The 21563-nt window shown below is 58.3% G+C and carries 25 protein-coding genes, 1 tRNA gene and 1 pseudogene; 20 read left to right on the top strand and 7 right to left on the bottom strand.

What is annotated here, in order from left to right; translation table 11 throughout:
• Nucleotides 1-116: 116 nt before the first annotated feature.
• Both V8J82_RS09405 and V8J82_RS09400 read right to left on the bottom strand, forming a co-directional pair.
• Nucleotides 117-293: pseudogene (locus V8J82_RS09405) on the bottom strand (IS6 family transposase); the annotation flags it as partial.
• Between the two features lie 394 nt (nt 294-687).
• Nucleotides 688-1590 (bottom strand): LysR family transcriptional regulator, encoded by a 903-nt coding sequence (locus V8J82_RS09400; protein WP_339974475.1) that lies wholly within the window; start codon nt 1588-1590, stop codon nt 688-690.
• Between the two features lie 99 nt (nt 1591-1689).
• Here V8J82_RS09400 and V8J82_RS09395 point away from each other — a divergent pair, with 99 nt between their 5' ends.
• The 9 genes from V8J82_RS09395 (at nt 1690) to V8J82_RS09355 (ending at nt 6835) form a co-directional block, all read left to right on the top strand.
• A complete protein-coding gene (locus tag V8J82_RS09395; RefSeq protein WP_339974473.1) occupies nt 1690-1998 on the top strand; it encodes a hypothetical protein in 309 nt (102 codons plus the stop codon).
• Nucleotides 1999-2002: 4 nt separating this feature from the next.
• A complete protein-coding gene (locus tag V8J82_RS09390; RefSeq protein ID WP_339974471.1) occupies nt 2003-2389 on the top strand; it encodes a YybH family protein in 387 nt (128 codons plus the stop codon).
• Nucleotides 2390-2453: 64 nt separating this feature from the next.
• Complete coding sequence (locus tag V8J82_RS09385) at nt 2454-2888, top strand: hypothetical protein (RefSeq protein WP_339974468.1); 435 nt, start codon at nt 2454-2456, stop codon at nt 2886-2888.
• A 36-nt stretch (nt 2889-2924) separates the two neighbouring features.
• Nucleotides 2925-3311: a YybH family protein gene (locus V8J82_RS09380; protein ID WP_339974466.1), complete on the top strand. Its 387-nt coding sequence runs from the start codon at nt 2925-2927 to the stop codon at nt 3309-3311.
• Between the two features lie 24 nt (nt 3312-3335).
• Nucleotides 3336-3875, top strand: a complete 540-nt coding sequence (locus V8J82_RS09375; RefSeq protein WP_339974464.1) for a pyridoxamine 5'-phosphate oxidase family protein — start codon at nt 3336-3338, stop codon at nt 3873-3875.
• Nucleotides 3827-4276, top strand: a complete 450-nt coding sequence (locus tag V8J82_RS09370) for a pyridoxamine 5'-phosphate oxidase family protein (protein ID WP_339974462.1) — start codon at nt 3827-3829, stop codon at nt 4274-4276. The genes V8J82_RS09375 and V8J82_RS09370 overlap by 49 nt, the downstream gene beginning before the upstream one ends.
• A gap of 15 nt (nt 4277-4291) precedes the next feature.
• Complete coding sequence (locus V8J82_RS09365; protein WP_339974460.1) at nt 4292-5167, top strand: SDR family oxidoreductase; 876 nt, start codon at nt 4292-4294, stop codon at nt 5165-5167.
• A gap of 10 nt (nt 5168-5177) precedes the next feature.
• Complete coding sequence (locus V8J82_RS09360; protein WP_339974458.1) at nt 5178-5798, top strand: glutathione S-transferase family protein; 621 nt, start codon at nt 5178-5180, stop codon at nt 5796-5798.
• 41 nt (nt 5799-5839) lie between these two features.
• Nucleotides 5840-6835 (top strand): alpha/beta fold hydrolase, encoded by a 996-nt coding sequence (locus V8J82_RS09355; protein ID WP_339974456.1) that lies wholly within the window; start codon nt 5840-5842, stop codon nt 6833-6835.
• A 345-nt stretch (nt 6836-7180) separates the two neighbouring features.
• Here V8J82_RS09355 and V8J82_RS09350 read toward each other — a convergent pair.
• Nucleotides 7181-7256 (bottom strand) — tRNA-Lys (locus V8J82_RS09350).
• An 88-nt stretch (nt 7257-7344) separates the two neighbouring features.
• Here V8J82_RS09350 and dapF point away from each other — a divergent pair.
• The 6 genes from dapF to V8J82_RS09320 are packed head-to-tail and all read left to right on the top strand — an operon-like array spanning nt 7345 to nt 11484.
• Entirely contained in the window at nt 7345-8196 is an 852-nt protein-coding gene (dapF, locus tag V8J82_RS09345) for a diaminopimelate epimerase (protein WP_339974454.1), read from the top strand.
• Entirely contained in the window at nt 8193-9452 is a 1260-nt protein-coding gene (gene mtaB, locus V8J82_RS09340) for a tRNA (N(6)-L-threonylcarbamoyladenosine(37)-C(2))-methylthiotransferase MtaB (protein ID WP_339974452.1), read from the top strand. Before dapF ends, mtaB begins: the two co-directional genes overlap by 4 nt.
• 39 nt (nt 9453-9491) lie before the next feature.
• Complete coding sequence (locus V8J82_RS09335; RefSeq protein WP_339974450.1) at nt 9492-10145, top strand: FMN-binding negative transcriptional regulator; 654 nt, start codon at nt 9492-9494, stop codon at nt 10143-10145.
• A 36-nt stretch (nt 10146-10181) separates the two neighbouring features.
• Nucleotides 10182-10463 carry a hypothetical protein gene (locus V8J82_RS09330; protein WP_339974448.1) on the top strand — a complete coding sequence of 94 codons (282 nt, stop codon included), beginning with the start codon at nt 10182-10184 and terminating at the stop codon, nt 10461-10463.
• Nucleotides 10463-11062, top strand: a complete 600-nt coding sequence (locus V8J82_RS09325; protein ID WP_339974577.1) for a glutathione S-transferase family protein — start codon at nt 10463-10465, stop codon at nt 11060-11062. The genes V8J82_RS09330 and V8J82_RS09325 overlap by 1 nt, the downstream gene beginning before the upstream one ends.
• Nucleotides 11059-11484: a GNAT family N-acetyltransferase gene (locus V8J82_RS09320; RefSeq protein WP_339974445.1), complete on the top strand. Its 426-nt coding sequence runs from the start codon at nt 11059-11061 to the stop codon at nt 11482-11484. Before V8J82_RS09325 ends, V8J82_RS09320 begins: the two co-directional genes overlap by 4 nt.
• On the opposite strand, the gene V8J82_RS09315 is transcribed toward V8J82_RS09320, so the two are convergent.
• Nucleotides 11481-12971, bottom strand: coding sequence for a malonate--CoA ligase (locus V8J82_RS09315; protein ID WP_339974443.1), 1491 nt, complete (start codon nt 12969-12971; stop codon nt 11481-11483). The two genes, V8J82_RS09320 and V8J82_RS09315, sit on opposite strands and share 4 nt — an antisense overlap.
• A 392-nt stretch (nt 12972-13363) precedes the next feature.
• Between V8J82_RS09315 and petA the strand changes: the two genes are divergently transcribed.
• The 3 genes from petA to V8J82_RS09300 are packed head-to-tail and all read left to right on the top strand — an operon-like array spanning nt 13364 to nt 16136.
• The gene (petA, locus tag V8J82_RS09310; protein WP_339974441.1) at nt 13364-13939 is read left to right on the top strand and encodes a ubiquinol-cytochrome c reductase iron-sulfur subunit; all 576 of its coding nucleotides are present in this window, start codon (nt 13364-13366) and stop codon (nt 13937-13939) included.
• A gap of 14 nt (nt 13940-13953) precedes the next feature.
• A complete protein-coding gene (locus V8J82_RS09305; protein ID WP_339974439.1) occupies nt 13954-15309 on the top strand; it encodes a cytochrome b in 1356 nt (451 codons plus the stop codon).
• Between the two features lie 17 nt (nt 15310-15326).
• A complete protein-coding gene (locus V8J82_RS09300) occupies nt 15327-16136 on the top strand; it encodes a cytochrome c1 (RefSeq protein ID WP_339974437.1) in 810 nt (269 codons plus the stop codon).
• Between the two features lie 55 nt (nt 16137-16191).
• Here V8J82_RS09300 and V8J82_RS09295 read toward each other — a convergent pair whose 3' ends face one another.
• The 3 genes from V8J82_RS09295 to thiB are packed head-to-tail and all read right to left on the bottom strand — an operon-like array spanning nt 16192 to nt 19395.
• Entirely contained in the window at nt 16192-16881 is a 690-nt protein-coding gene (locus V8J82_RS09295; protein WP_339974435.1) for a thiamine ABC transporter ATP-binding protein, read from the bottom strand.
• On the bottom strand, nt 16868-18433 hold the full coding sequence (locus V8J82_RS09290; RefSeq protein WP_339974433.1) for a thiamine/thiamine pyrophosphate ABC transporter permease ThiP: 1566 nt from the start codon (nt 18431-18433) through the stop codon (nt 16868-16870). The genes V8J82_RS09295 and V8J82_RS09290 overlap by 14 nt, the downstream gene beginning before the upstream one ends.
• Entirely contained in the window at nt 18409-19395 is a 987-nt protein-coding gene (gene thiB / locus V8J82_RS09285) for a thiamine ABC transporter substrate binding subunit (RefSeq protein ID WP_339974431.1), read from the bottom strand. The genes V8J82_RS09290 and thiB overlap by 25 nt, the downstream gene beginning before the upstream one ends.
• Nucleotides 19396-19623: 228 nt before the next feature.
• Between thiB and aroC the strand changes: the two genes are divergently transcribed.
• Together aroC and V8J82_RS09275 are read left to right on the top strand one after the other, a co-directional pair.
• Entirely contained in the window at nt 19624-20724 is a 1101-nt protein-coding gene (gene aroC / locus V8J82_RS09280) for a chorismate synthase (protein WP_339974429.1), read from the top strand.
• Between the two features lie 248 nt (nt 20725-20972).
• Entirely contained in the window at nt 20973-21557 is a 585-nt protein-coding gene (locus V8J82_RS09275) for a hypothetical protein (RefSeq protein WP_339974427.1), read from the top strand.
• The last annotated feature ends 6 nt before the right edge of the window (nt 21558-21563 follow it).

Genomic DNA, 21563 nt, shown 5'->3' with positions numbered 1-21563 from the left:
CTGATCATGACACCTGCAACATGGCGCATTACGACGCCTGGGAGCGGGAGCCATCCACCCCATCTGCTTTGATGGTCGGCACCGCAGCATCCTGACGGAAGGTCGAAGGTCCGGAATGGGCCGAATTTCTGAACCCAGCGATACACAGTTGAGCGATCAACAATGATGCTGCGCTCGGCCAAGAGATCCACAACATCCTGGTAAGACAGCGGATAGCACAGGTACCAACGCACCGCGCAAAGGATGACGTCACGCGGGAAACGGTGATGTTTGAACGGCGATCTACGTGGCATCCGCGACCTCAAAGCGCCGAGATTGATCCGCGGAGCCTATTAATGCAACAGTCCCTCTCGAAACACCTAATGGTATTGCGCGCAGCAGATCTCGTGTCAGCGGCCCGAGAGGGTCGCCACCAATATTACCGCGTCAACGCGAAGGTTCTCGAAGAAAGTCTGGCACCGTGGCTCACCAAGTATGAGCGCTATTGGACGTCTGCCCTTGAACGGCTTCGTGATGCTTCGGAACGATCAGGCTAGCAACAAAGCCGACATTGGTGTGAAGCTAGGAAAAGACGGCTTTGGGCCGTCCTCACCAGAACGGGACGCGCCTGACCCAAGCATGCTGCGCCAGTTCTAAGGTCGGTTCCGAGCCCAAATTCACAAATGCCGCGCGACCGTCGAACGTCCGTTATCGCTGCGCCGACGATGCTTTTGCCATATCCACAAAAGCTCTTAGTCTACGAGCCATGTTGCGCTTACTGCGATAGTTCAGAGAGTAACGCGGCAATTGAGCAAGGTGATCGCTTAGCACTTCCGTTAAGCTATCTTCTCCGAGATGCGGCACGGCGATTTCTCGATAGAGGTAAGCCAACCCAAGCCCTTGTTTTGCATAGTTCACCAAAGACCGCATATCGTTTGCAACCATGCGAGGTTTCGGCTGCATCGTGTAGGCTCCGTCCGGCCCATCGAAGCACCATGGTGCGTGTTGCCCTCCCATACCGAAGGCGTAGCAAATCGCGTCATGATCCAAGATGTCCTTTGGAATTTCTGGCCTGCCGTTCTGTTCCAGATATTGCAGCGATGCCACGATGGTCATTGCCAACTCTGGCCCAACGGGTACGGCGTGGGTATCTGGCCCGAGTAGCGTATTCGACCGAATGGCCGCATCAATGCCAGACGTGAGAAGGTCCACCTTCTTGTCGTCGTAAATGAGCTCTACGTTGACGCCCGGATATTCAAGGGCATACCGCGCAACCAGATCATCCAGAAAGAACGGACCTGCACTATACGGGGCCGTCAGGCGAAGAGTGCCCGTGACCTCGTCCTTCTGTTCGTCCAAGTCGTTCATCGCCCCTTCAAGCTCGACAATGGCTGGCAGGCTTTTCGCATAGAACTGTTCGCCAATGGGCGTGAGTGCAACCGACCGGGACGATCGTTCGAGCAACCGGACGCCAAGGCGATCCTCAAACCGTTGCACAGCTTCACTCACCGATGCCGGAGCTTGTTGAAGATGTTCGGCTGCCGCGCGGAAACCTCCGCGCCGCGCGACTTCAACAAAGACGCGGATATCTCCAAAACTACCACGGGCCATTGTTCGTTTTTTCGATCAAAATGTCAGGAATAAGACGGTTTATCCTTACGGTAGCAGTATCCTAGGTTCTCAGCAAGACGCAAAACGAGGGAAGAACCAATGGCTGAGATCACCGAGATTTTCATTCTCAAGATGAAAGATGACCCAAAAGTCGATGCGATCCGCGAAGCTGCCCGCAAAGACTTTGTCACCCTCGATGGTGTGACATCATGGGAAACCTTAGTGACAACCGATCAATCTCGCCAAACGCTCTACGCAGACATTTTCACGTTTCCAGACCACGAGACCGCCAAACGGGTGACGCCAGAGTTCGCGAAGCGTCCTTCAACCCAGGCTTTCCTTGGTCAAATCGAAGAAATGGTCGTTGGCCAATTCTTCGAAGCCCATCAACCCAAAACATCGGAGTAAGACAATGACTGTACGTGACGAAATCCAAGCCGCAATTGACGAATGGAACAATGGCCTCGACAGCGGTGACATCGAGCGCATGGTGGCGTCCTGCCATCCGGATGTCATGACCATCAACGAGCGCCAGCCTGTCACGGTTGGCACGCAAGCCATTCGCGACAAGTACAACCCGCGCATTGCTGCCGCTGAAATCACTTCGGGCTACGACATCGAAGAGCTTCAGGATTATGGCGACACCGTTATCGTGTCCGGTCGCTTCTACGGCACCATGAAAATGCGCGATACCGGTGAGGTCAAAAGCCCCGAAGGTCGGTTGGTGCTTGGCTACAAGCGTGACGAGAGTGGCGCGTGGAGGATGTTCCTCGACATGGACAATAACGGGCCTGCTTAAGTCGTCTTTTGGTCGCGCCAAGGCGGCGCGGCCAAACCATCAACCAACTAACCGGAGCAGAGATGTGACACCCCTTGCAATCGTCAACAAAGAGATCGTCGATCTGCACAATTTCTTCACCGGATGGTTCAACGGCACCGTTGACCGCGATCAACTTGAACCGCGTTTCCTGTCGCGACTTCACAACGACGTACAGTTTATTCCGCCGGAAGGCTCAGTGATGACTACGGAAATCATCCGCGAAGGTTTTGGCCGTGGATATGGAACGAATTCCAACTTCCGCAGCCATATCCGGAATGTCGACCTCCGCTATTTCCGAGGGGAACTCGCGCTCGCGACATACACGGAATGGCAGACCGGTGCGACACTGTCGCCTGATGCCAACAACGCGCGTCGCACGTCGGTTCTAGTTGAAATGACCGACCCAATCACTTGGCTTCATATCCAAGAAACGTGGCTGCCCGCACACGAACGCGATGCCGGGTCTTTCGACTTCTGAACTTCCAAACTCTCACAAAACGCTCAGGAGCTTAACATGACCCAGCGTATTGCCCATCAACCCCGCGAAATCGCCGACTGCGTCAGCGCCTATCTCCAAGAGGGGGACCTTGAGGGAATTACCTCAATGTTCCACCCCGACGCTCAGATTTTCTTTCCACCGGATCAACCACCAGCAACAGGGACTGCGGGCGCGCGTGCAGCGTTCGAAGGCTTTTTGGAGCTGCGACCTCGGATCGAAAGCGAGGTGTTCAGCGAAATCATCGTTGGTGACATTGCCATGCTGCGAGCGAATTGGAGCGTCATCGCGCCTGACGGCACAGTGATGGCCGAAGGGCAATCCACCGAAGTTGCCAAAAGGCTGGAAAACGGCGGCTGGGGCTATCTGATCGACTGCCCCAACGGACCTCCAAGCCTCGCCTGATCGCACCTCCCCGGAGAGAGACACATGACCAAAGAGCATTTTCACAGAGGCGAATTGCGTCTGCAGGAACAGACCGGAATGCGGGCCAAGATCGACGTGCTGACGCAGCACATGATGCGGGACTTCATGCCGGACCAGCATCGTGAATTTTTCGAAGGTCTGGAATACATCTTTCTGGGAACGGTTGATAAAAGCGGCGCACCTCATGCGTCCATTGTCACGGGACCGGTCGGTTTCGCTTCCTCCCCCGATCCGACAAAACTCGTGATCACGACTGCCAACCGCGAGGGTATCATCGCATTTGATGCACTCGCGGTTGGCCAGCCTGCAGGCGTTGTGGGGCTGGACTTGTCCAACCGTCGCCGGAATCGGATGCACGGACGCATTTCCGCAATAGATGAAACATCGCTCACGATCACTGTCATCCAAAGTTACGGAAACTGCCCCAAATACATCAATTTGCGCGAAATCTCTGATCGCGGCGTTTCCACCGGCGCCATTGCTGTTGAGGAACGTTGGACGCTTCGGACGCGGCGGTCATTCAGGCGGCGGACACCTTTCTGATTGCATCCTATGTCAGCGATGGCTCGAACGCGCCCTACGAAGGCGTGGATGTAAACCATCGTGGCGGCCAGCCTGGCTTCGTCACCGTCGATGGACCGAACTCCATCACAATACCCGACTACAAGGGCAATTATCTTTTCAACACCCTTGGCAACCTGCTGCTCAACCCAGAAGCCGCCTTGCTGTTCTTGGATTTCGAGACCGGCGATCAGCTGCATTTGCATGGGCGCGCTACGCTGATCGAGACCCCCAAAGAAATCGCTTTGTACCCCGGTGCGCAGCGTCTCATGCGGATCGAGATCACCCGCGTCAGACGATACCCGGGCGCGACAGCCTTGCGCTGGAAATTCGTCGAAACATCACCGGTCAGCCCTGGTCTGACCCCTTTCAAGGAAAACTGACATGGCACTGAAATCTTGGCTTACGGCGCGAATGGCGCACAGATGGCGGCGGGAACGCGGGCGCTTGTGGACGCAGGACATGAAGTCCGTGCCTTCACACGCTCTGAAAGCGGGGCGCAGCGTTGGAAAGACACCGGTGTCGAGACAGTCGTTGGCGATATGTCCGACATTGACGCGCTGCGTCGGGCAAGTGAAGGGCAAGACGCCCTGTTTCTGCATGTTCCCCTGATCACAGGTGCGGATGATGACCGTAATGCCTTTGGCATGAACGCCCTTCAAGCGGCCAAGGATGCCGGGATAAACCGGATCGTCTGGAACACAGGTGGTCCGATCATGGACCCAAGCTCGCAGACCGATCCGGGCGCTATTCTTTTGCGCGCCCTACAGGACGGCGGTTTCTCTTTCCTCGGTTTGACGCCAATTACCTATATGGAAAACCTGCTGGGGCCGTGGACGACAGAGGGCTTGTCGAGGGGCCTGCTGCCTTATCCCACTCCCGCCACCTTTAAGATGCAATGGGGCGCGGCTGCCGACTTTGGACGTGTCGCGGACCGGGCCCTTCTCGGCGACCTTCCCAATGAGGTTGTCACCCTGGGTGGACCCGCAGCGCTTGACGGCGATGACCTCGCCAGGATCACCAGCGAAGTTCTTGGTCGCGCCGTGACCTTTGAAACGATGCCAGCCGCGGAATTTGAACGCCAGCTTGCGCAATTGGCGGGACCAACGGTAGCCGGGATGATTGCCGGAATGTACGGCGGCATCCAAGCCAACCCGGACCAGTTCCAGCCCGGTTTCGTGGCGGACGCTCAGCAAATCGAAGAACGCTTCGGTCTCAAGCTCACCTCCTATGCTGACTGGCTGACCCAAAACCTGCAGCACCTCACCCAGTAAGGATCACATCATGAAACTCTACGATCACCCTGTTTCCGGCCATGCCCACCGTGCAACCGCGATGCTCTCACTTTTGGGCATCGACTACGAAACCATCATTGTCGATCTCCAAAGCGGGGCGCATAAGCAGCCCGAATACATCAGGCTCAACCCGGTCGGTCAGGTGCCAACGCTTCAGGACGGGGAAGTCGTCCTACGGGATTCAACCGCCATTCTCACGTACCTTGCCCTGAAACATGACCCTGCCCGCACATGGTCGCCGACTGACCCGGCGCTCGCGGCAAAGGTTCAGGAATGGCTCGCGACAAGTGTCAAAGAGGTATTCGAAGGTCCCTGCGGCGCGCGGATCGCTAAGTTCTTCGGTGTGCCAATCGACTATGACGGAGCCGTCGAGAAGACCCATGTTTTGATGAAAACGCTCTTTGAGCCGCACTTGGCTCAGAATGATTGGCTGGTCGGAGCAGGACCAACAATCGCAGATGTCGCCAATTACGGTTACATCGCAGCCGTCGAAGAAGCCGGCGTGCCGCTGGACGCCTACCCAAATGTCCGCGCTTGGCTGGCCCGCTTGGAAGCCCTCGAAGGATTCCCAAAGATCAAACCCGTTTCGGAGATCATGGGCACTGCTTGATGCAAGCCCTAACCGGCAGAAACCTGTCAGGAGAAGAAGACATGAACAATTCGATTTCTCGCGCATGGCCCGGCACTCATCTTGAGACGATCCGCAAGGCTTTCACATTTATCGGGACGGTCGCACTGGCCTTTGCCCTTTCGCCTCAACACGCGCACGCCGACACGACGGCCACGCGGTATGGATATGAAGACGTAGAGGGCGTGAGCCTGTTTTTTCGCGAAGCGGGTGATCCATCAAACCCTGCCATTGTCATGTTACATGGCTTCCCAAGCTCTTCTCATCAGTATCGCAATCTTATCCGCGATCTGAGCGAGACCTATTATGTCTTTGCGCCAGACTATCCGGGCTTCGGGTCGAGTGCGTTTCCGTCGCCAGACAGTTTCGACTACACGTTCGATAACCTCGCGCATCACATCGACACACTGCTCGAACAGCGCGGTATTTCTGAGTATGCGTTGGTCATGCACGACTATGGCGCACCGGTTGGTTTCCGTGTGGCGCTGGAGCATCCGGAGCGCGTGACTGCCTTGCTCATCCAAAACGGCAACGCCTACTTGGAAGGTGTCAGTCCCGATGCCAGCGGTCCGCTTCAAGCGCTTTGGGAAAACAGGACGCCCGAAGTTGATGCGCAGGTTGCCGCAAGCATGTTTAACCCGCAGGCGATGCAATGGCAGTACACACATGGCACGCGTAACCCAGATGGCATTTTGCCTGACAACTGGTTGCTCGACCTGGAGCGTCTTCAACAGCCCGGTCAAACTAAGATGCACCTGGACCTGCTGACCGACTATACCAGCAACATTGCCGCGTATCCCGATTGGCAGGCATACATGCGCGAGCATCAACCGCCAGTTCTTGTGACCTGGGGCCAGAATGACGCATTCTTCACGCCTGCTGGCGCAGAAGCATTCGCAAACGACGCCAATGACGTTGAGATCCACCTTTTGGAGACCGGACACTGGCCACTTGAGGAGGAAGGTCCCTTCATCGCATCAGCGATTTCCAGCTTTCTGGCCGAACGCGGTATCAACTAAGAGGCTTGGGTCTGGGTAAAACTAGACCCAAGTCTACTCAGCAAGTGCGACAGAAGCAGCCATTCACTAGATGACCTTAGATGTCGGCTTCGTCCGCAGACTGTGGTTTCGCTTTCGCCGAGACTTTCCAGTCGTAGCGAATGGCAGGATCGACAGGCACCATCTCAGCGATGTGTACCTTGGTCAACGGTAAGCTAGAGGCGATTTCGCACTTGCTTGCTGTTGCCAGGTATTTCAGCCAGCCAACGCACTTAAACTGGCAAATAACTAAACTTAGCGACCATAATGACCAAAAACATGACCCGAGTGGTCAAACATCACGAGCCGTCACATTGCATTGAAAAATGGTGAGCCCGACAGGATTCGAACCTGTGACCAATTGATTAAAAGTCAACTGCTCTACCAACTGAGCTACGGGCCCACTCAGGGGCGCTTACCTATGGCCGTGCCCGTGCCCCGTCAAGCGAAAATCCGGACGAAGTGTTTGAACATTCAACGCCAGCGCGTATATGCGCGCTATGTCTGATCCGACCCCATACACCGGCCTGCCCTTCATGAAGATGCATGGCCTCGGCAATGATTTTGTCGTCATTGATGCGCGCGCGAGCGCCGTATCGGTCTCGGCAGATCTGGTGAGGGCCTTGGGCGACCGGCATCGCGGCGTGGGACTCGATCAGTTGGCCGTGATCGATGACGACCAACATACCGATATCGCGCTGACCTTTTGGAACTCGGATGGCAGTCAATCGGGCGCTTGCGGGAACGCCACCCGCTGTATCGCACGGCGCGAGATAACTCTGACGGGACGCGATGCGATCACGATTCGCACCGAACGCGGCATCCTGCACGCCGTCGATGCAGGCGATGGGCTGACCTCGGTGAATATGGGCAAACCCGGGCTGGATTGGGCCTCAATCCCATTAAGCGAGGCCTGCGACACACTGCACCTGCCGATTGATGGCACACCGGTTGCGACCGGCATGGGCAATCCACATTGCACCTTTTTCGTTGAGGATGCTGAGGCGGTCGATCTGCCCACGCTTGGCGCGCGTTTCGAACATCACCCGCTGTTTCCGGAACGCACCAATGTGCAATTCGCCCAAGTAGTCGGCCCCGATCACCTACGGATGCGCGTTTGGGAACGGGGCGTCGGTGTGACCCTGGCCTCGGGATCCTCCTCTTGCGCGGTTGCGGTTGCGGCGGCGCGGCGCGGGCTAACCGGGCGCAAGGTGCGCCTGACGCTGGATGGTGGCGAGATCGCAATTGATTGGCGCGAGGACGGCGTTTGGATGACCGGCCCCACAGCCCATGTGTTCGATGCGACGCTCACGGCGGAATTCCTGGAAACGCTGTTAAAATGACCAACACGCCGCCGATCTTTCACACCCATGGCTGCCGCCTCAACGCCTACGAGACTGAGGCGATGCGCGATATGACGGCGCAAGCAGGCCTGGGCGACGCGATCATTGTGAATACCTGCGCCGTCACAGCAGAGGCTGTGCGAAAAGCGCGGCAAGATATCCGCAGACTTCGTCGCGAAAACCCAAGCGCGAAGCTGATCGTGACGGGCTGTGCCGCGCAGACAGAACCCGCCACCTTCGATGCGATGGCAGAGGTGGACCTGGTCCTCGGCAACACAGAAAAAATGGACCCCAACACCTGGGCACGTCTGCCCAGGGACTTTATTGGCGACATGGAAAAAGTGCGCGTAGACGATATCATGTCTGTCCAAGAAACCGCCGCGCATCTGATCGACGGGTTTGGCACGCGGTCTCGCGCTTACGTGCAGGTTCAGAACGGCTGCGATCATCGGTGCACCTTCTGCATCATCCCCTATGGCCGCGGAAACAGCCGCTCGGTCCCGGCGGGCGTCGTCGTGGATCAGATCAAACGCCTCGTAGACCGCGAATTTAACGAGATTGTTCTGACCGGTGTCGATCTGACATCCTGGGGCGCCGACCTGCCGAACGAACCCAAGCTTGGCGATCTGGTCATGCGGATCTTAAAGCTTGTCCCTGACCTGCCGCGCCTGCGCATCAGTTCTATCGATTCGATCGAGGTCGACGACAATCTGATGCACGCAATTGCAACCGAGCCACGGTTGATGCCGCATTTGCATCTGAGCCTGCAACATGGCGACGATCTGATCCTAAAGCGCATGAAACGGCGCCATCTGCGCGACGATGCGATTGCCTTCTGCCAAGAGGCGCGCCGCCTTCGGCCCGATATGACCTTTGGGGCCGATATCATCGCAGGCTTTCCGACCGAGACCGCCGCGCATTTCGACAATTCCCTGAAGCTGGTCGAAGAATGCGATCTGACCTGGCTCCATGTGTTTCCCTATTCGCCACGGAAAGGCACACCGGCCGCTCGGATGCCGCAGGTCGACGGCCCCACAATCAAAGCCCGCGCAAAGCAATTACGTCACGCGGGAGAGGCCCAGATTTCCCGACACCTGTCGAAACAGATAGGGCAGAAACATCACATCCTGCTGGAAAACCCAAGAATGGGTCGCACCGAGCAATTCTCAGAGGTTGTGTTTGCTGACGATCAGCCAGAAGGCGAGATCATAGTTGCGCGTATTCAAGGTCATGACGGGCGGCAGCTTCACGCGTAAGCCGCTCGTACGGACCTCGCCCCGTTTTAGAGGTCAGTGATGCATCAGAACCCCGCTTTTCGCCAAGAACCCCGCTTTTCCAACATCGCTATGTGCCACAAGCGCGGCTTTGGGATGTTGTGTATGAATGGCGATCCGGTGCCGATGATCAGCCATGTGCCCTTCGCTTTGAACACGGAGGGGACGATGGCAGAATTGCATTTGATGCGTTCCAACCCGATTGCGCGGCAGGTAACCAACCCGGCCCCTGCGGTGATCGCCGTCAGCGGGCCGGATGCCTACATCTCGCCGGATTGGTATGACACCCCCGATCAAGTTCCGACATGGAACTACGTGGCTGTGCATTTGAAAGGCGTGCTCCATCGTATGAATGACGGCCAGCTGCGTGCGCATCTTGACCGTCTCTCGGCGCATTTCGAAGAACGCCTGGCGCCTAAAACACCTTGGACGACCCATAAAATGACCAAAGCCACCTTGGATCGCATGATGCGGCAGATCGTGCCGTTTCGGTTTGAGGTGCAAGATGTCGAGGCGACCTGGAAACTGAACCAGAATAAAACCGACGAAGCCCGCCAAGGAGCTGCCGATGCGGTGAAGTTCAGCCCCATCGGCCATGAGGTCGAAACCCTGGGCGCTTTGATGACCGGTGGTGTGCCGTCAATAGACAAGGGCGCCCCGCTTACCTACATCTAAAAGCAGGACATTCCTGATCTGGATGGAGGACGCGCTATGGCTATTCCCCTAACGCCTCTTGCAGGGCTCGCGTTGCGCTATGGCATGGTCGCGGCCGCTGGCTATGTCGCAGCACGGATGATCCCACGAGGTCGCCTTCCGCGCGAGGTCGAGCAACGGATGGACAGCGCCCCCCGCGGCCTTCGTCTACGCCGCGCGCGGGGCCAGGTCTCGGGCTCGGCCCGGATGGTACGGGATTGGCGTTTGGGTCAGTTAGGTCCTAAATTCCGTATCGACGGCACCGCCCTGGCACGCATCAAGATAAGGCGACTCACATGATCGAACTTCTGGGCTCTCCGGCCTCACCCTTCGTACGAAAAACGCGCGTTTTGCTGATGGAGGCTGAGATCACCGATATTCCTTTTGTCGAAGTGACCGCCTCGCCCATGGGTGGAGAAGACAAGATCAACGCTGCCAACCCACTTGGGAAGATCCCCGCATTGGTTCGCGATAGCGGGCCCACAATTTACGACAGCAATGTCGTGTGCCGGTTTCTGGATGACCGTGCCGAGGCAAACCTCTACCCGCACGCGCGCCTTTGGGAAACACTGACGCTGGAAGCTACCGGCGATGGGATCATGGAGGCCGCCGTCGGGATGATCTACGAAAAACGGTTCCGGCCCGAAGAAATACAATTCCAACCCTGGTTCGATGCGCAATGGGTCAAGATCAATCGCTCGCTTGACGTCTTGGAACGCCAATGGATGAGCCATCTGTATGGGCCTGTGGATATGGGTCAGATCAGCGTCGCCTGCGCGATGGGATATCTGGATTTCCGATTCCCGGACGTGGATTGGCGCAGCGGGCGCGAAGCTGCTGCAGCCTGGTACGCCAAGTTTGCCGAGCGTCCTTCGATGGTTGAAACGGCCCCTGCGTGAAGATTGCCTTGGCTGAAACCGACGCCTTAAAACAGGCCTGCTTTGCCATTCGACGCGCGGTGTTCATTGAAGAACAACGCATTCCTGAGCCTGAGGAATGGGACGATTACGATGCCATAGCGCTGCATTACCTGGCCGAAGATGCGTTCGGCCCCGCCGGAACGGCGCGGGTGATTTCCCGCGATGACAGCGCAAAGATCGGACGGGTTGCGGTGCTGCAGCGCCATCGCGGCACGGGCCTAGGGGCGCAAATCATGCGCGCCGTGATGGCCGACGCCAAAGCCCGCGGCTTTGCGCGCGCCGAATTGGAAAGCCAGGTCTATGCCATCCCGTTCTATGGGCGGCTCGGCTTTGTTGCGGAGGGGCCGGAATATGACGATGGGTCCGGAATCATGCACCGCCTGATGCGCGCCGATCTTTAGCTGTTCGAGACCTGAAACACCGCGGCATACTCGGCCCTCAGCGCGGCCTTCTGCACCTTGCCCATCGTGTTGCGCGGCAGGGCATCGACCACAAAGACCCGCTTGGGTTGTTTGAACTTCGCCAGCCGGTCCGACACCGCCGCTTGCACAGCCCTTTCGTCAATCGCAACGCTGCCATCGGCGACGATGACGGCCACGACACCCTCTCCGAAATCGGGGTGAGGCACGCCGATCACAGCACTTTCCAAGATGCCGGGCACGTCATCCAGCACCTCTTCCACCTCTTTCGGGTAGATATTGAACCCGCCCGAAATGATCAGATCCTTCAACCGCCCAACAATTGTGATATAGCCATCGGCATCGACCTGCCCCAGATCCCCGGTGATAAACCAGCCATCCGGGCGTAGCTCTTCGGCGGTCTTTTCGGGCATCCGCCAATACCCCGAGAACACGTTTGGTCCGCGCACCTCAATCCCACCGATACCCCCTTTTTCGACGGGGCCGCCCGGCCCCATGATCCGCAACTCCACATCCGGCAGCGGGAACCCAACCGTGCCCGCGCGCCGTTCACCCTTATACGGGTTGGATGTGTTCATATTCGTCTCAGTCATCCCGTAACGTTCCAGAATGCGATGACCCGTGCGCGCCTCCCATTGGCGATGGGTCCCGGCCAAAAGCGGGGCGGATCCGCTGACAAACAGCCGCATATTCGCCGCGCGGGCGCGATCGAGCCGGGGATCACCCAGAAGACGAGTGTAGAATGTCGGAACACCCATCAACGCCGTCGCGCGCGGCATTGCCTCTAGGATCGCATCCGTATCGAAGCCCGGCAAAAAGACCATCCGTGCGCCTGACAGCAGCGCGATGTTTGAGGCCACGAACAGCCCATGGGTGTGGAAGATCGGCAAAGCGTGGATCAGCGTGTCAGACGCGTTGAACTGCCAAAGCTCTGCCAATGTCCGGCTATTGGACAGAAGCGCGCTATGCGACAGCATCGCGCCTTTCGAGCGGCCCGTCGTACCGGATGTGTATAAGATCGCCGCCAGATCCTCGGGACCACGGGCGACGGGTTGAACGCGAGGGGCGTCTTCAACAATGCTGCCGGTACCATCCGGTCCAAGCGTTTCAACCCGACAGGCGGTGTGGCGGGCCGTCATCTCAGACGCGGCGGAAGGGTCGCAGACGATCACGCGCGGTTCCGCATTTTCAACCAAATACGCAACTTCGTCGAGCGTATAAGCTGTATTCAGTGGCAAGAACACTCCGCCGATCTGCACGGTCGCCAGATAGAGTTGTAACGCGGTGACGGATTTCGCGACCTGCACCGCAACTCGATCACCGGGAAGGACATCGCAGGCGGCCAAGCTCGCCGATAGCTGATCGACCCCGTGCCAAAAGGCCCCAAGGGTGACCCCTCCATCCATCAGAATCTCATCCAAGCGGGCTTGAGACGGGGCGCGCAGCGCGTCGATTAAATGGTTCGCCATGACTACGGAATCGCAAGCGGGCGCGCATTTGTCCATCGCCAGCATCACGAGAGGTGCCGCGATGCTTCTTGCGACAGGTGGCGACGCGACAGGTTGACGACCATCGATCGATTGACCAAAGCGACGCGCCCCATGACGGTAGGCGAAAAAAACTTTACGACATTGATGCATTTTCAATCTAGCTATCTGAGAAGGCGCGCGTGAAGAGTGGCGCGAAAGCACTTGTAAATCTGCGACAATTCAGCACCCGTGCGCGCGTTTGTCCGCTGGACGCCTATAACTTCACGCAGTAACAGCACGCCTAGCTTGGTGATGGGCGGATTCTATCGCCATCTTAGCAGTTTCCCAGGTCCAAAGACGTTTGGACCCAGAGAGAAAGGACGAGAAAGCTCGTGTCACAAGCAGAGGATCCGTCCGGCGATCGCCGGGACTTTCTGTACTACGCCACCGCCGGCACCGGCGCGGTCGTAGCAGGCGCGGCCGCATGGCCGCTTGTTAACTCCATGAACCCGTCGGCCGATACACGCGCCGCCAGTCAGATGCGCGTCGACGTATCGGGCGTCGGCGAGGGGACGCAATTGACGGTGCTATTCCTGGGTAAGCCCATCTTCATCCGGCGCCGTACGGCGGAGGAAATCGAAGCGGGCCGCGCGGTGGAGTTGAACGAACTGATCGACGATGATGCGCGGAACGCCAACAATGAAGGCGCCGAGGCAACCGACGAAAACCGCACGCTGACCACGCCAGATGGCGAAAACACCGGCGAATGGCTGGTGATGCAGGGCGTCTGTACGCACCTGGGCTGCGTTCCTATCGGCGAAGGCGCCGGTGATTTTGGTGGATGGTTCTGCCCCTGCCACGGCTCGCACTACGATACTGCAGGCCGCATTCGTCGCGGCCCTGCCCCTGAGAACCTGCCCGTTCCAGCGGCAGAGTTCCTTGACGACGCAACTATTTTACTCGGTTAAGGGAGGAACTACCGATGTCTGGAATTCCCCACGACCATTACGAGCCGAATTCACGCGGCGAAAAGTGGCTTCATCGCCGCCTGCCGATCGTCGGTTTGATGTACGACACCCTTATGATCCCCACACCCAAGAACCTGAATTGGATGTGGATCTTCGGGATTGTGTTGGTGTTTTGCCTGGTGATGCAGATCATCACCGGCGTTTTGTTGGTGATGCACTACACACCGCATGTCGACCTGGCCTTTGCCTCGGTTGAACACATCATGCGCAACGTGAACGGGGGCTGGGCGATCCGCTACATCCACCAAAACGGCGCATCGCTCTTCTTCATTGCGGTTTATCTGCACATTTTCCGCGGTCTTTACTACGGCTCCTACAAGGCGCCACGTGAAGTCACATGGATCATCGGTATGCTGATCTACGTGCTGATGATGGGAACGGCCTTCATGGGCTACGTTCTGCCTTGGGGTCAGATGTCCTTCTGGGGTGCGACCGTGATCACCGGCCTCTTTGGCGCGATCCCGTTTATCGGCGACGGCATCCAAACCTGGCTTTTGGGCGGACCTGCCGTGGACAACGCCACGCTGAACCGCTTCCTGTCGCTGCACTACCTTCTGCCCTTTATCATTCTGGGCCTGGTGATTGTCCATGTTTGGGCCTTCCACACCACGGGCAACAACAACCCGACCGGTGTTGAAGTGCGCCGCACCTCAAAGAAAGAAGCCGAGGCGGATACGCTTCCGTTCTGGCCCTATTTCGTGATCAAGGATCTGTTCGCACTGGCCGTGATCTTGGTGATCTTCTTCGCCATCGTTGGGTTCATGCCCAATTATTTGGGCCACCCCGATAACTATATCGAGGCAAACCCGCTGGCGACGCCTGCGCATATCGTGCCTGAATGGTACTTCCTGCCCTTCTACGCGATCCTGCGTGCCTTCGACACCGAGGTCTGGTTGGTGATTGCTGTCGATTTCCTCACTGGCGGCATTGTCGATGCGAAGTTCTTCGGCGTGATCGCAATGTTTGGGGCGATCTTGGTCATGGCGCTGGCGCCGTGGTTGGATACGTCCAGCGTGCGGTCGGGCCGGTATCGGCCGATGTTCAAGATGTGGTTCTGGGTCTTCGTGGTGAACTTTGTGGTTCTCACCTGGGTGGGTGCACGCCCGGCCGAAGGAATCTATCCCTACATCGCTCTCTTGGGGTCGACCTATTGGTTCGCCTACTTCCTGGTGATCCTGCCGCTGCTGGGCGTTATCGAGAAGCCCTTGCCGCAGCCTGAGACCATCGAAGAAGACTTCAACGCTCACTACGGTGGCGACCACGGCAAACCCGGTTCGGGTTCCGCCACGGCGCCAACCCCGGCAGAGTGATAGAAAGGAAACTGAGGATGCTCAGGAAACTTGCAATCAGCACCACCGCGGCGCTGGCCCTCTCTTCGGGGGCCGCGCTGGCCGCGGGTGGCTCTGGCTACGTGGAGAATTATGCATTCTCCTTCGAGGGGCCCTTCGGCACCTATGATCAGAACCAACTGCAACGCGGTCTGCAGGTCTTTACCGAGGTCTGTGCAGGCTGCCACGGGATCCAATACGTGCCCCTGCGGACCTTGGCGGACGAAGGCGGCATCGGCTGGACCGAAGATGAAGTGCGCGCCTATATCGATGCGAACTTCATCGAAGTCTACGATCCCGATCTGGAAGATTGGCGCGCTGCCACACCCAACGACAACTTCCCTGCCAACAACGGTGTCGGCGCACCGGATCTGAGCCTTATGGCTAAGGCTCGTGCTGGCTTCCACGGCCCGGAGGGCCTTGGGATCAACCAGTTGATCTACGGGATCGGCGGACCGGAATACATCGCCTCGCTTCTGACTCACTACACGGGCGAGGAAATCGAGCAATATGGCGCGGTCCTTTACGAAAACGAAACGATGGAGGGTGGTCTGATCTCGATGGCGCCACCACTTTGGGACGATGCGGTCGAATATGCCGATGGCACGCCTGCCACGGTAGATCAAATGGCCCAAGACGTCGCCGCCTTCCTGATGTGGACGGCTGAGCCGCACATGATGGCGCGCAAGCAGATGGGCTTGGTCGCCATTCTGATCCTGGGCGTCTTCTCGGTCCTGCTTTATCTGACCAACAAACAGCTTTGGGCACCGGTCAAAGCCCGGGCAAAGGGCACCGCTCCAGCGGAATAAAACGCCTTATCTGAATCATGAAACGCGCTCCGGTTTCGGGGCGCGTTTTTTTGGGCTACATCCAGGGACGTAGAGCATCGGGCGCACGGTCAATTGCATCGGCGAGCACCTCATTCAAAACGACACCGCCATCCTGCAACAGCAACAGGTGATCGCAGAGTTGCTCGGCATCGCGCAGATCGTGTGTCGCCATGATCAGGGTCAGACTGTTATCCTCGCATAGGGCGCGCATCAGCTCCAGCATCTCGCGTCGTAGCCCGGGGTCGAGCGCCGAAAATGGCTCATCCAACAAACATAGAGGCTTTCCGCGCAGCAGCATCCGCGCCAATGCTACGCGGCTGCGCTGTCCGCCTGACAGATCTGCTGGCTTGCGAGCACCGAACCCCGCCAGCCCGACACGCGTCAAAGCATCATCGACGCGTTCCTGATCTTCGGTGGAGAGCCTCAAACTGGGTGAGATCCCGAGCGCAACATTGTCAAACACAGACAAATGCGGAAACAAATTGCCGTCTTGGAACAGGATCGATAGGGGGCGCGACGCCACTTTCGCGCGGCTCACATTCTGATCATCGATCACAACCCGCCCCGCATCGGGCCAGATGAAACCAGAAATCACGTTCAGCAATGTCGATTTGCCTGAGCCCGATATGCCCATCAGTGCAACGCGTGCACCATCCGTAATCGCGAGATCGGTGTTCAAGGTGAAGGCGCCTTGCGTCACCTGTACGCCCTCAAGCTTCAGCATTCACGCGCCCTCCGCGGTCAAACAGCCAGAACAGACCCAGCGACAGCGCCATCAGTAAAACCGCTGCCCCCTGCGCATCATTGGTTCGGTAAGACCCGAACAGGCGGTACATCTCAAGCGGCAAGGTCTCTTGTCCTGGCGCACTGAACAACGCGATCACCCCCAGATCCCCCATTGAAAACGCCGCCGCCAAACCGGCGCCGAAACCCAGCGGGCGATGCAAACGCGGCAGGATCGCAAACCGAAGCCGCGCCAGCCCGGTGATCCCCAAGGCGTCAGCCAGCCGCCCCTGGGTCGCCTCCGCCTGTTCCACGGCGGGGATCAGAGCACGCAGTAGGAACGGCAGTGCCACCAGGGCGTTGACCAGCCCCGTGATAGGCAGGGACAGACTGACTGGATTGGCAATCGGGAAGACGATCAGAAACAGGCCCGTTCCGATCACAAGCGGCGACACCGCAATCGATAACAGCCCCACGCCTTCCAACCCCGCGCGAGCGGCGCGCGCCGCGATGAACAGCGCTATGGGCAAGGCCAAGGCCACTGACAAAGCGGTGGAGCCCAGCGCCACCGCAATCGAACGCACGGCCGCGACCCACGTGGAATTTGGCAGGCCCGCAATGGCGCCGACCCCCTCGGCGGTGACAGCCACAAGCGGCAAAAGCAGAAATGCCGCCGCTACGCCAAGCGCGCTTCGATCCACCAACCGGCTGCGAAATGTGTCGCCGGGCCACGCCATTGCGGGCCTGTCCAGTCCGCCACCAAACCCACCTCGCGCCGCAAAGATCCAAGCCAGCCCACCGGCGGCCAAGCAAATCGCCACTTGTACCATGCCCAGCATTGCCGCCCGCCCCAGATCGAATTCAAACCGAAACGCCTGATAAATCGCCAGTTCAATAGTCGTGGCACGCGGCCCACCGCCCAACGTCAGCGCCACCGCAAAGCTGGTCGTACAGATCAGGAAGATCACCATGAACGCGCCCGGCAGCGTGGCCGCCAGCAAGGGACGTTCAAAATGCCGGCGCATATCGGTATCGGTGAAGTTCAACGAATGGGCCAAGCGGATCCGCTCTGCCGGAAGGGAGAGCCAGGATTGCAGGATCAAACGTGTCGCCAGCGGCAAGTTCAGAAACACATGTGCCAGGACCACACCAAACAGGCCATAGATCTCAACCCCACCAAGGCCAATGGCCGCAAGACCGATATTCAACCAACCCGACCTCCCGAAGATCGCCAATAGGCCGAGAACGGCAACGATAACCGGCAGGATGAAGGGCGCGCCCATCAGCGCGACCAGCGCGCTGCGCCCCCAGAACCGACGACGCGCAAGTGCCCGCGCCACCGGAATAGCCGCTAGGCACGAGACCAGCGCAGATAGAGAAGCCTGAATGATCGTAAATTCGATCGCTGCCCAATCGGCGTCGCTTAATCGGCCGACCGTCTCGGCCCGCAGCATCACAGCGATCAGCGGGCCAAGGATGGCCAAGACGACCAGCAGGATGAACACCCCGCCGGTCGCTTGTATCAGTGTTACTGGCTGAGCGCGTCTTGCCATGTGGCCAATGCTGCATCACGGATAGCCGCCGCCTCTTCAGCCGAGAAGATCAGCGCATCCGTGGGCTGTGTCAGCGTGTCAAAGCCCTCGGGCAGATCCTCTGCAGGCATGGCCGCCGGGTACATCCAGTTCGTGGTCGGGATGACCTCCTGGAAACCCGCAGTCAGCATGAACTCCAGGAATGCGGCGGCAAGCTCCGGCTGATCGCTGCCCGCGAGAATGCCCGCGACCTCGATCTGCATGTAATGGCCTTCGTCGAAGGCGGCGGCGTCGAACCCGTCATCTTCCTCGGCAATCAGATGGTAGGCGGGCGATGTCGTATAGGACAGCACCATGTCGGCCTCCCCCTCCAAGAACAGCCCATAGGCTTCGGACCAGCCGGGGGTCACGGTGACGATATTGTCCGCCAGACCTTCCCAGATCTCCGCGGCACGCTCGCCATAGGCATTTTGTACCCACATCAGCAGGCCCAAACCGGGTGTGGAGGACCGCGGATCTTGGATCACAATCGACGTCTCCGACGCGGCGAGCGCCTCGAAATTAGTGGGCACATTCTCCAGATCGGCGCGGTGCACGAATGCGAAATAGCCCCAGTCGAAGGGCAGGAAATGTGGATCATCCCAGGTCACCGGCAACGTCAGCCCCTCGGGCGTTAGCCCGTGTTCGGCCATCAACCCGGCCTCGACGGCGGCGGCGGTCAGATTGGTGTCCAGGCCCAGAACAACATCCGCGTCGGACCGTTCGCCTTCAAGCCGCAAGCGCGACAGAACGGCGGCGCCATCGCCAGCGCCCACGAACTGCAAATCGCAATCGCACGTCGCCTCGAACGCCTCTTCAATGGCTGGTCCGGGGCCCCAATCGGCAACGAAACTGTCATAGGTATAGACCGATAAAACGGGGCTCTGCGCAAAAGCAGCCCCGGCCAAAAGGGTCAATCCCGCAGCAAGAATGGTGGGTTTCATGTCCTCACTCCTCCAATGGCTGTGGGCGAAGTGAAGTCGAGGCTCTGGCCGCTACCCTTCCCTCCGCCGGTTCTAACCGGTTCAGGTTCAACGGGTCAGCTTGCGCAATCTCAGGCCCAGATGTCGTCAGACACCAAGACCCCCCCGAGGTGCCGTAACACCTAGGATAAAGCGCGTGCCGCGGCAAGCGACTTGGCATTTCTGCCGCGCCCGGCTAACTGCAAACCCATGAGTATGAATTCCTACGGTCACCTGTTCCGCGTCACCACTTGGGGCGAAAGCCACGGGCCCGCCTTGGGCGCAACGGTCGATGGCTGCCCGCCTGGCGTACCGATTGACGCGGCCGATATCCAGCATTGGCTTGACCGTCGCAAACCCGGCCAGAACAAATACACCACCCAGCGCCGCGAACCTGATGAGGTCGAGATCCTGTCGGGCGTCTTCGAAGGGCAAAGCACCGGGACGCCGATTCAATTGATGATCCGTAACACCGATCAACGGTCCAAGGATTACGGCGACATCGCCGAGAAGTTCCGCCCGGGCCATGCCGATATCACCTATTGGCAGAAATACGGGATCCGCGACTATCGCGGCGGGGGGCGGTCGAGTGCGCGGGAAACCGCGGCACGGGTCGCCGCAGGTGGGGTAGCGCGTGCAGCCTTGGCACAGATGGCGCCTGATCTGCGGATCACCGGCTACATGGTTCAAATGGGGGCCCATGGGATCGACCGAGATCACTTTGATCTCGATCAGATCGAGAAAAATCCGTTTTGGGTGCCCGATGCCGCCGCCGCAGAAGATTGGGCAACGTATCTAGATGCCCTGCGTAAATCCGGTGACAGCGTCGGTGCGGTGATCGAATTGCGCGCCTCCGGCGTTCCCGCCGGGCTGGGTGCGCCGATTTACGGTAAACTCGATACTGATCTCGCAGCCGCGATGATGTCGATCAACGCCGTCAAAGGTGTCGAGATTGGCGATGGCATGGCCAGTGCGGCTCTGACCGGTAGCGCCAATGCGGACGAAATTCATATGGGCGAAACCGGCCCGGAATATTCCTCTAATCATGCCGGCGGTATTCTGGGCGGGATCTCGACCGGTCAAGACGTGGTGGTGCGATTTGCGGTCAAACCAACCTCCTCCATCCTGACACCGCGTGCCACAATTACCAAGTCCGGCGCGGCGACTGAGATCATCACCAAAGGACGCCATGATCCCTGCGTTGGCATCCGGGCTGTACCCGTTGGCGAGGCTATGATGGCCAGTACCCTACTGGACCATATGTTGTTGCATCGCGGCCAAATCGGCGACAACCGGGGCTATATCGGGTAATTGTATCTTAACCCCTTTCTGCGAAATATACTATTTCCGCAGCTATCCACAATTTGACGTTTACCACACGTCAATGTGGCGAATCTGCCCCTCAGATGCCCTTGTTTCGCCATAATTGGCTCCAAATAAGGCACACTTGCGTAGTTTTGGGTTTGGATTTTCTTATGGAGCAGTACGCTCAAACTCGGGGGCCTGTACGCGCCCTTATCTCGGTAGATTGGATAGTATTAGCGGTTGCCGCATTCGCATTGGCGTTGCTTATTCTGACCATGGTGCGCACCGGCGAGGGATCTATTAACTCATTGGGCGCCGGCGGATTGATCACATTGGAAGAGCGCGACACGTTGATCGCGTTCCAGGACTTTTCATTTGACACGGACGGATGGGATAGGGCGATACAGGAAAACAGCCTGCCGGGCCTCGGTCCGGTATTGGATGGATCGGTGGATACAGCTGTGGAACGGGTTTTTGCATTGCCCGAAGAAACAGCGCTTGCAACGATCCGGTTCGACATGTTTCTGAATGGGGGCTGGGGTCGTGAAGATACGATTCACATCATTCTGGGTGAAATTCAGACGCTTGCGCTCGGTTGGCCTTCCGACAATTCAGAGCTTGTCACCTTCGCGCGAGATGGATTGTCGGTCTTAGCGCAGTCGGCGCTTTTGGATCCGATACGGGACAATCACCGTGTCGCACGCTATTCGGTGGAACTTGCCGTCAGCTTTCCCGCCGATCGTCTTACGCTTCGCCTTGTGCCGGAGCTTGTCGATGGTGCCCAATCGAATTGGGCCATCGACAATGTGAGCGTCGTTGCGCGCGGACCAGAGGCTTAGAATCAA

Origin of the sequence: Gymnodinialimonas mytili (genome assembly GCF_037544085.1) — a bacterium.
GTDB classification, from domain to species: Bacteria; Pseudomonadota; Alphaproteobacteria; order Rhodobacterales; family Rhodobacteraceae; genus Gymnodinialimonas; species Gymnodinialimonas mytili.
Note: the sequence above shows the minus strand (reverse complement) of the source record. Positions and strands in the feature narration are given on the sequence as shown.

Excerpts from the sequence above, each read along its gene's own strand:
- V8J82_RS09390 (WP_339974471.1), top strand. The coding sequence starts at position 2,003 with ATGACTGTACGTGACGAAATCCAAGCCGCAATTGACGAATGGAACAAT.
- V8J82_RS09360 (WP_339974458.1), top strand. The coding sequence starts at position 5,178 with ATGAAACTCTACGATCACCCTGTTTCCGGCCATGCCCACCGTGCAACC.
- V8J82_RS09290 (WP_339974433.1), bottom strand. The coding sequence starts at position 18,433 with ATGGCAAGACGCGCTCAGCCAGTAACACTGATACAAGCGACCGGCGGG.
- V8J82_RS09380 (WP_339974466.1), top strand. The coding sequence starts at position 2,925 with ATGACCCAGCGTATTGCCCATCAACCCCGCGAAATCGCCGACTGCGTC.
- V8J82_RS09305 (WP_339974439.1), top strand. The coding sequence starts at position 13,954 with ATGTCTGGAATTCCCCACGACCATTACGAGCCGAATTCACGCGGCGAA.
- aroC (WP_339974429.1), top strand. The coding sequence starts at position 19,624 with ATGAGTATGAATTCCTACGGTCACCTGTTCCGCGTCACCACTTGGGGC.
- V8J82_RS09395 (WP_339974473.1), top strand. The coding sequence starts at position 1,690 with ATGGCTGAGATCACCGAGATTTTCATTCTCAAGATGAAAGATGACCCA.
- V8J82_RS09375 (WP_339974464.1), top strand. The coding sequence starts at position 3,336 with ATGACCAAAGAGCATTTTCACAGAGGCGAATTGCGTCTGCAGGAACAG.
- mtaB (WP_339974452.1), top strand. The coding sequence starts at position 8,193 with ATGACCAACACGCCGCCGATCTTTCACACCCATGGCTGCCGCCTCAAC.
- dapF (WP_339974454.1), top strand. The coding sequence starts at position 7,345 with ATGCGCGCTATGTCTGATCCGACCCCATACACCGGCCTGCCCTTCATG.
- V8J82_RS09330 (WP_339974448.1), top strand. The coding sequence starts at position 10,182 with ATGGCTATTCCCCTAACGCCTCTTGCAGGGCTCGCGTTGCGCTATGGC.
- V8J82_RS09335 (WP_339974450.1), top strand. The coding sequence starts at position 9,492 with ATGCATCAGAACCCCGCTTTTCGCCAAGAACCCCGCTTTTCCAACATC.
- V8J82_RS09355 (WP_339974456.1), top strand. The coding sequence starts at position 5,840 with ATGAACAATTCGATTTCTCGCGCATGGCCCGGCACTCATCTTGAGACG.
- thiB (WP_339974431.1), bottom strand. The coding sequence starts at position 19,395 with ATGAAACCCACCATTCTTGCTGCGGGATTGACCCTTTTGGCCGGGGCT.
- V8J82_RS09295 (WP_339974435.1), bottom strand. The coding sequence starts at position 16,881 with ATGCTGAAGCTTGAGGGCGTACAGGTGACGCAAGGCGCCTTCACCTTG.
- V8J82_RS09300 (WP_339974437.1), top strand. The coding sequence starts at position 15,327 with ATGCTCAGGAAACTTGCAATCAGCACCACCGCGGCGCTGGCCCTCTCT.
- V8J82_RS09400 (WP_339974475.1), bottom strand. The coding sequence starts at position 1,590 with ATGGCCCGTGGTAGTTTTGGAGATATCCGCGTCTTTGTTGAAGTCGCG.
- V8J82_RS09315 (WP_339974443.1), bottom strand. The coding sequence starts at position 12,971 with ATGGCGAACCATTTAATCGACGCGCTGCGCGCCCCGTCTCAAGCCCGC.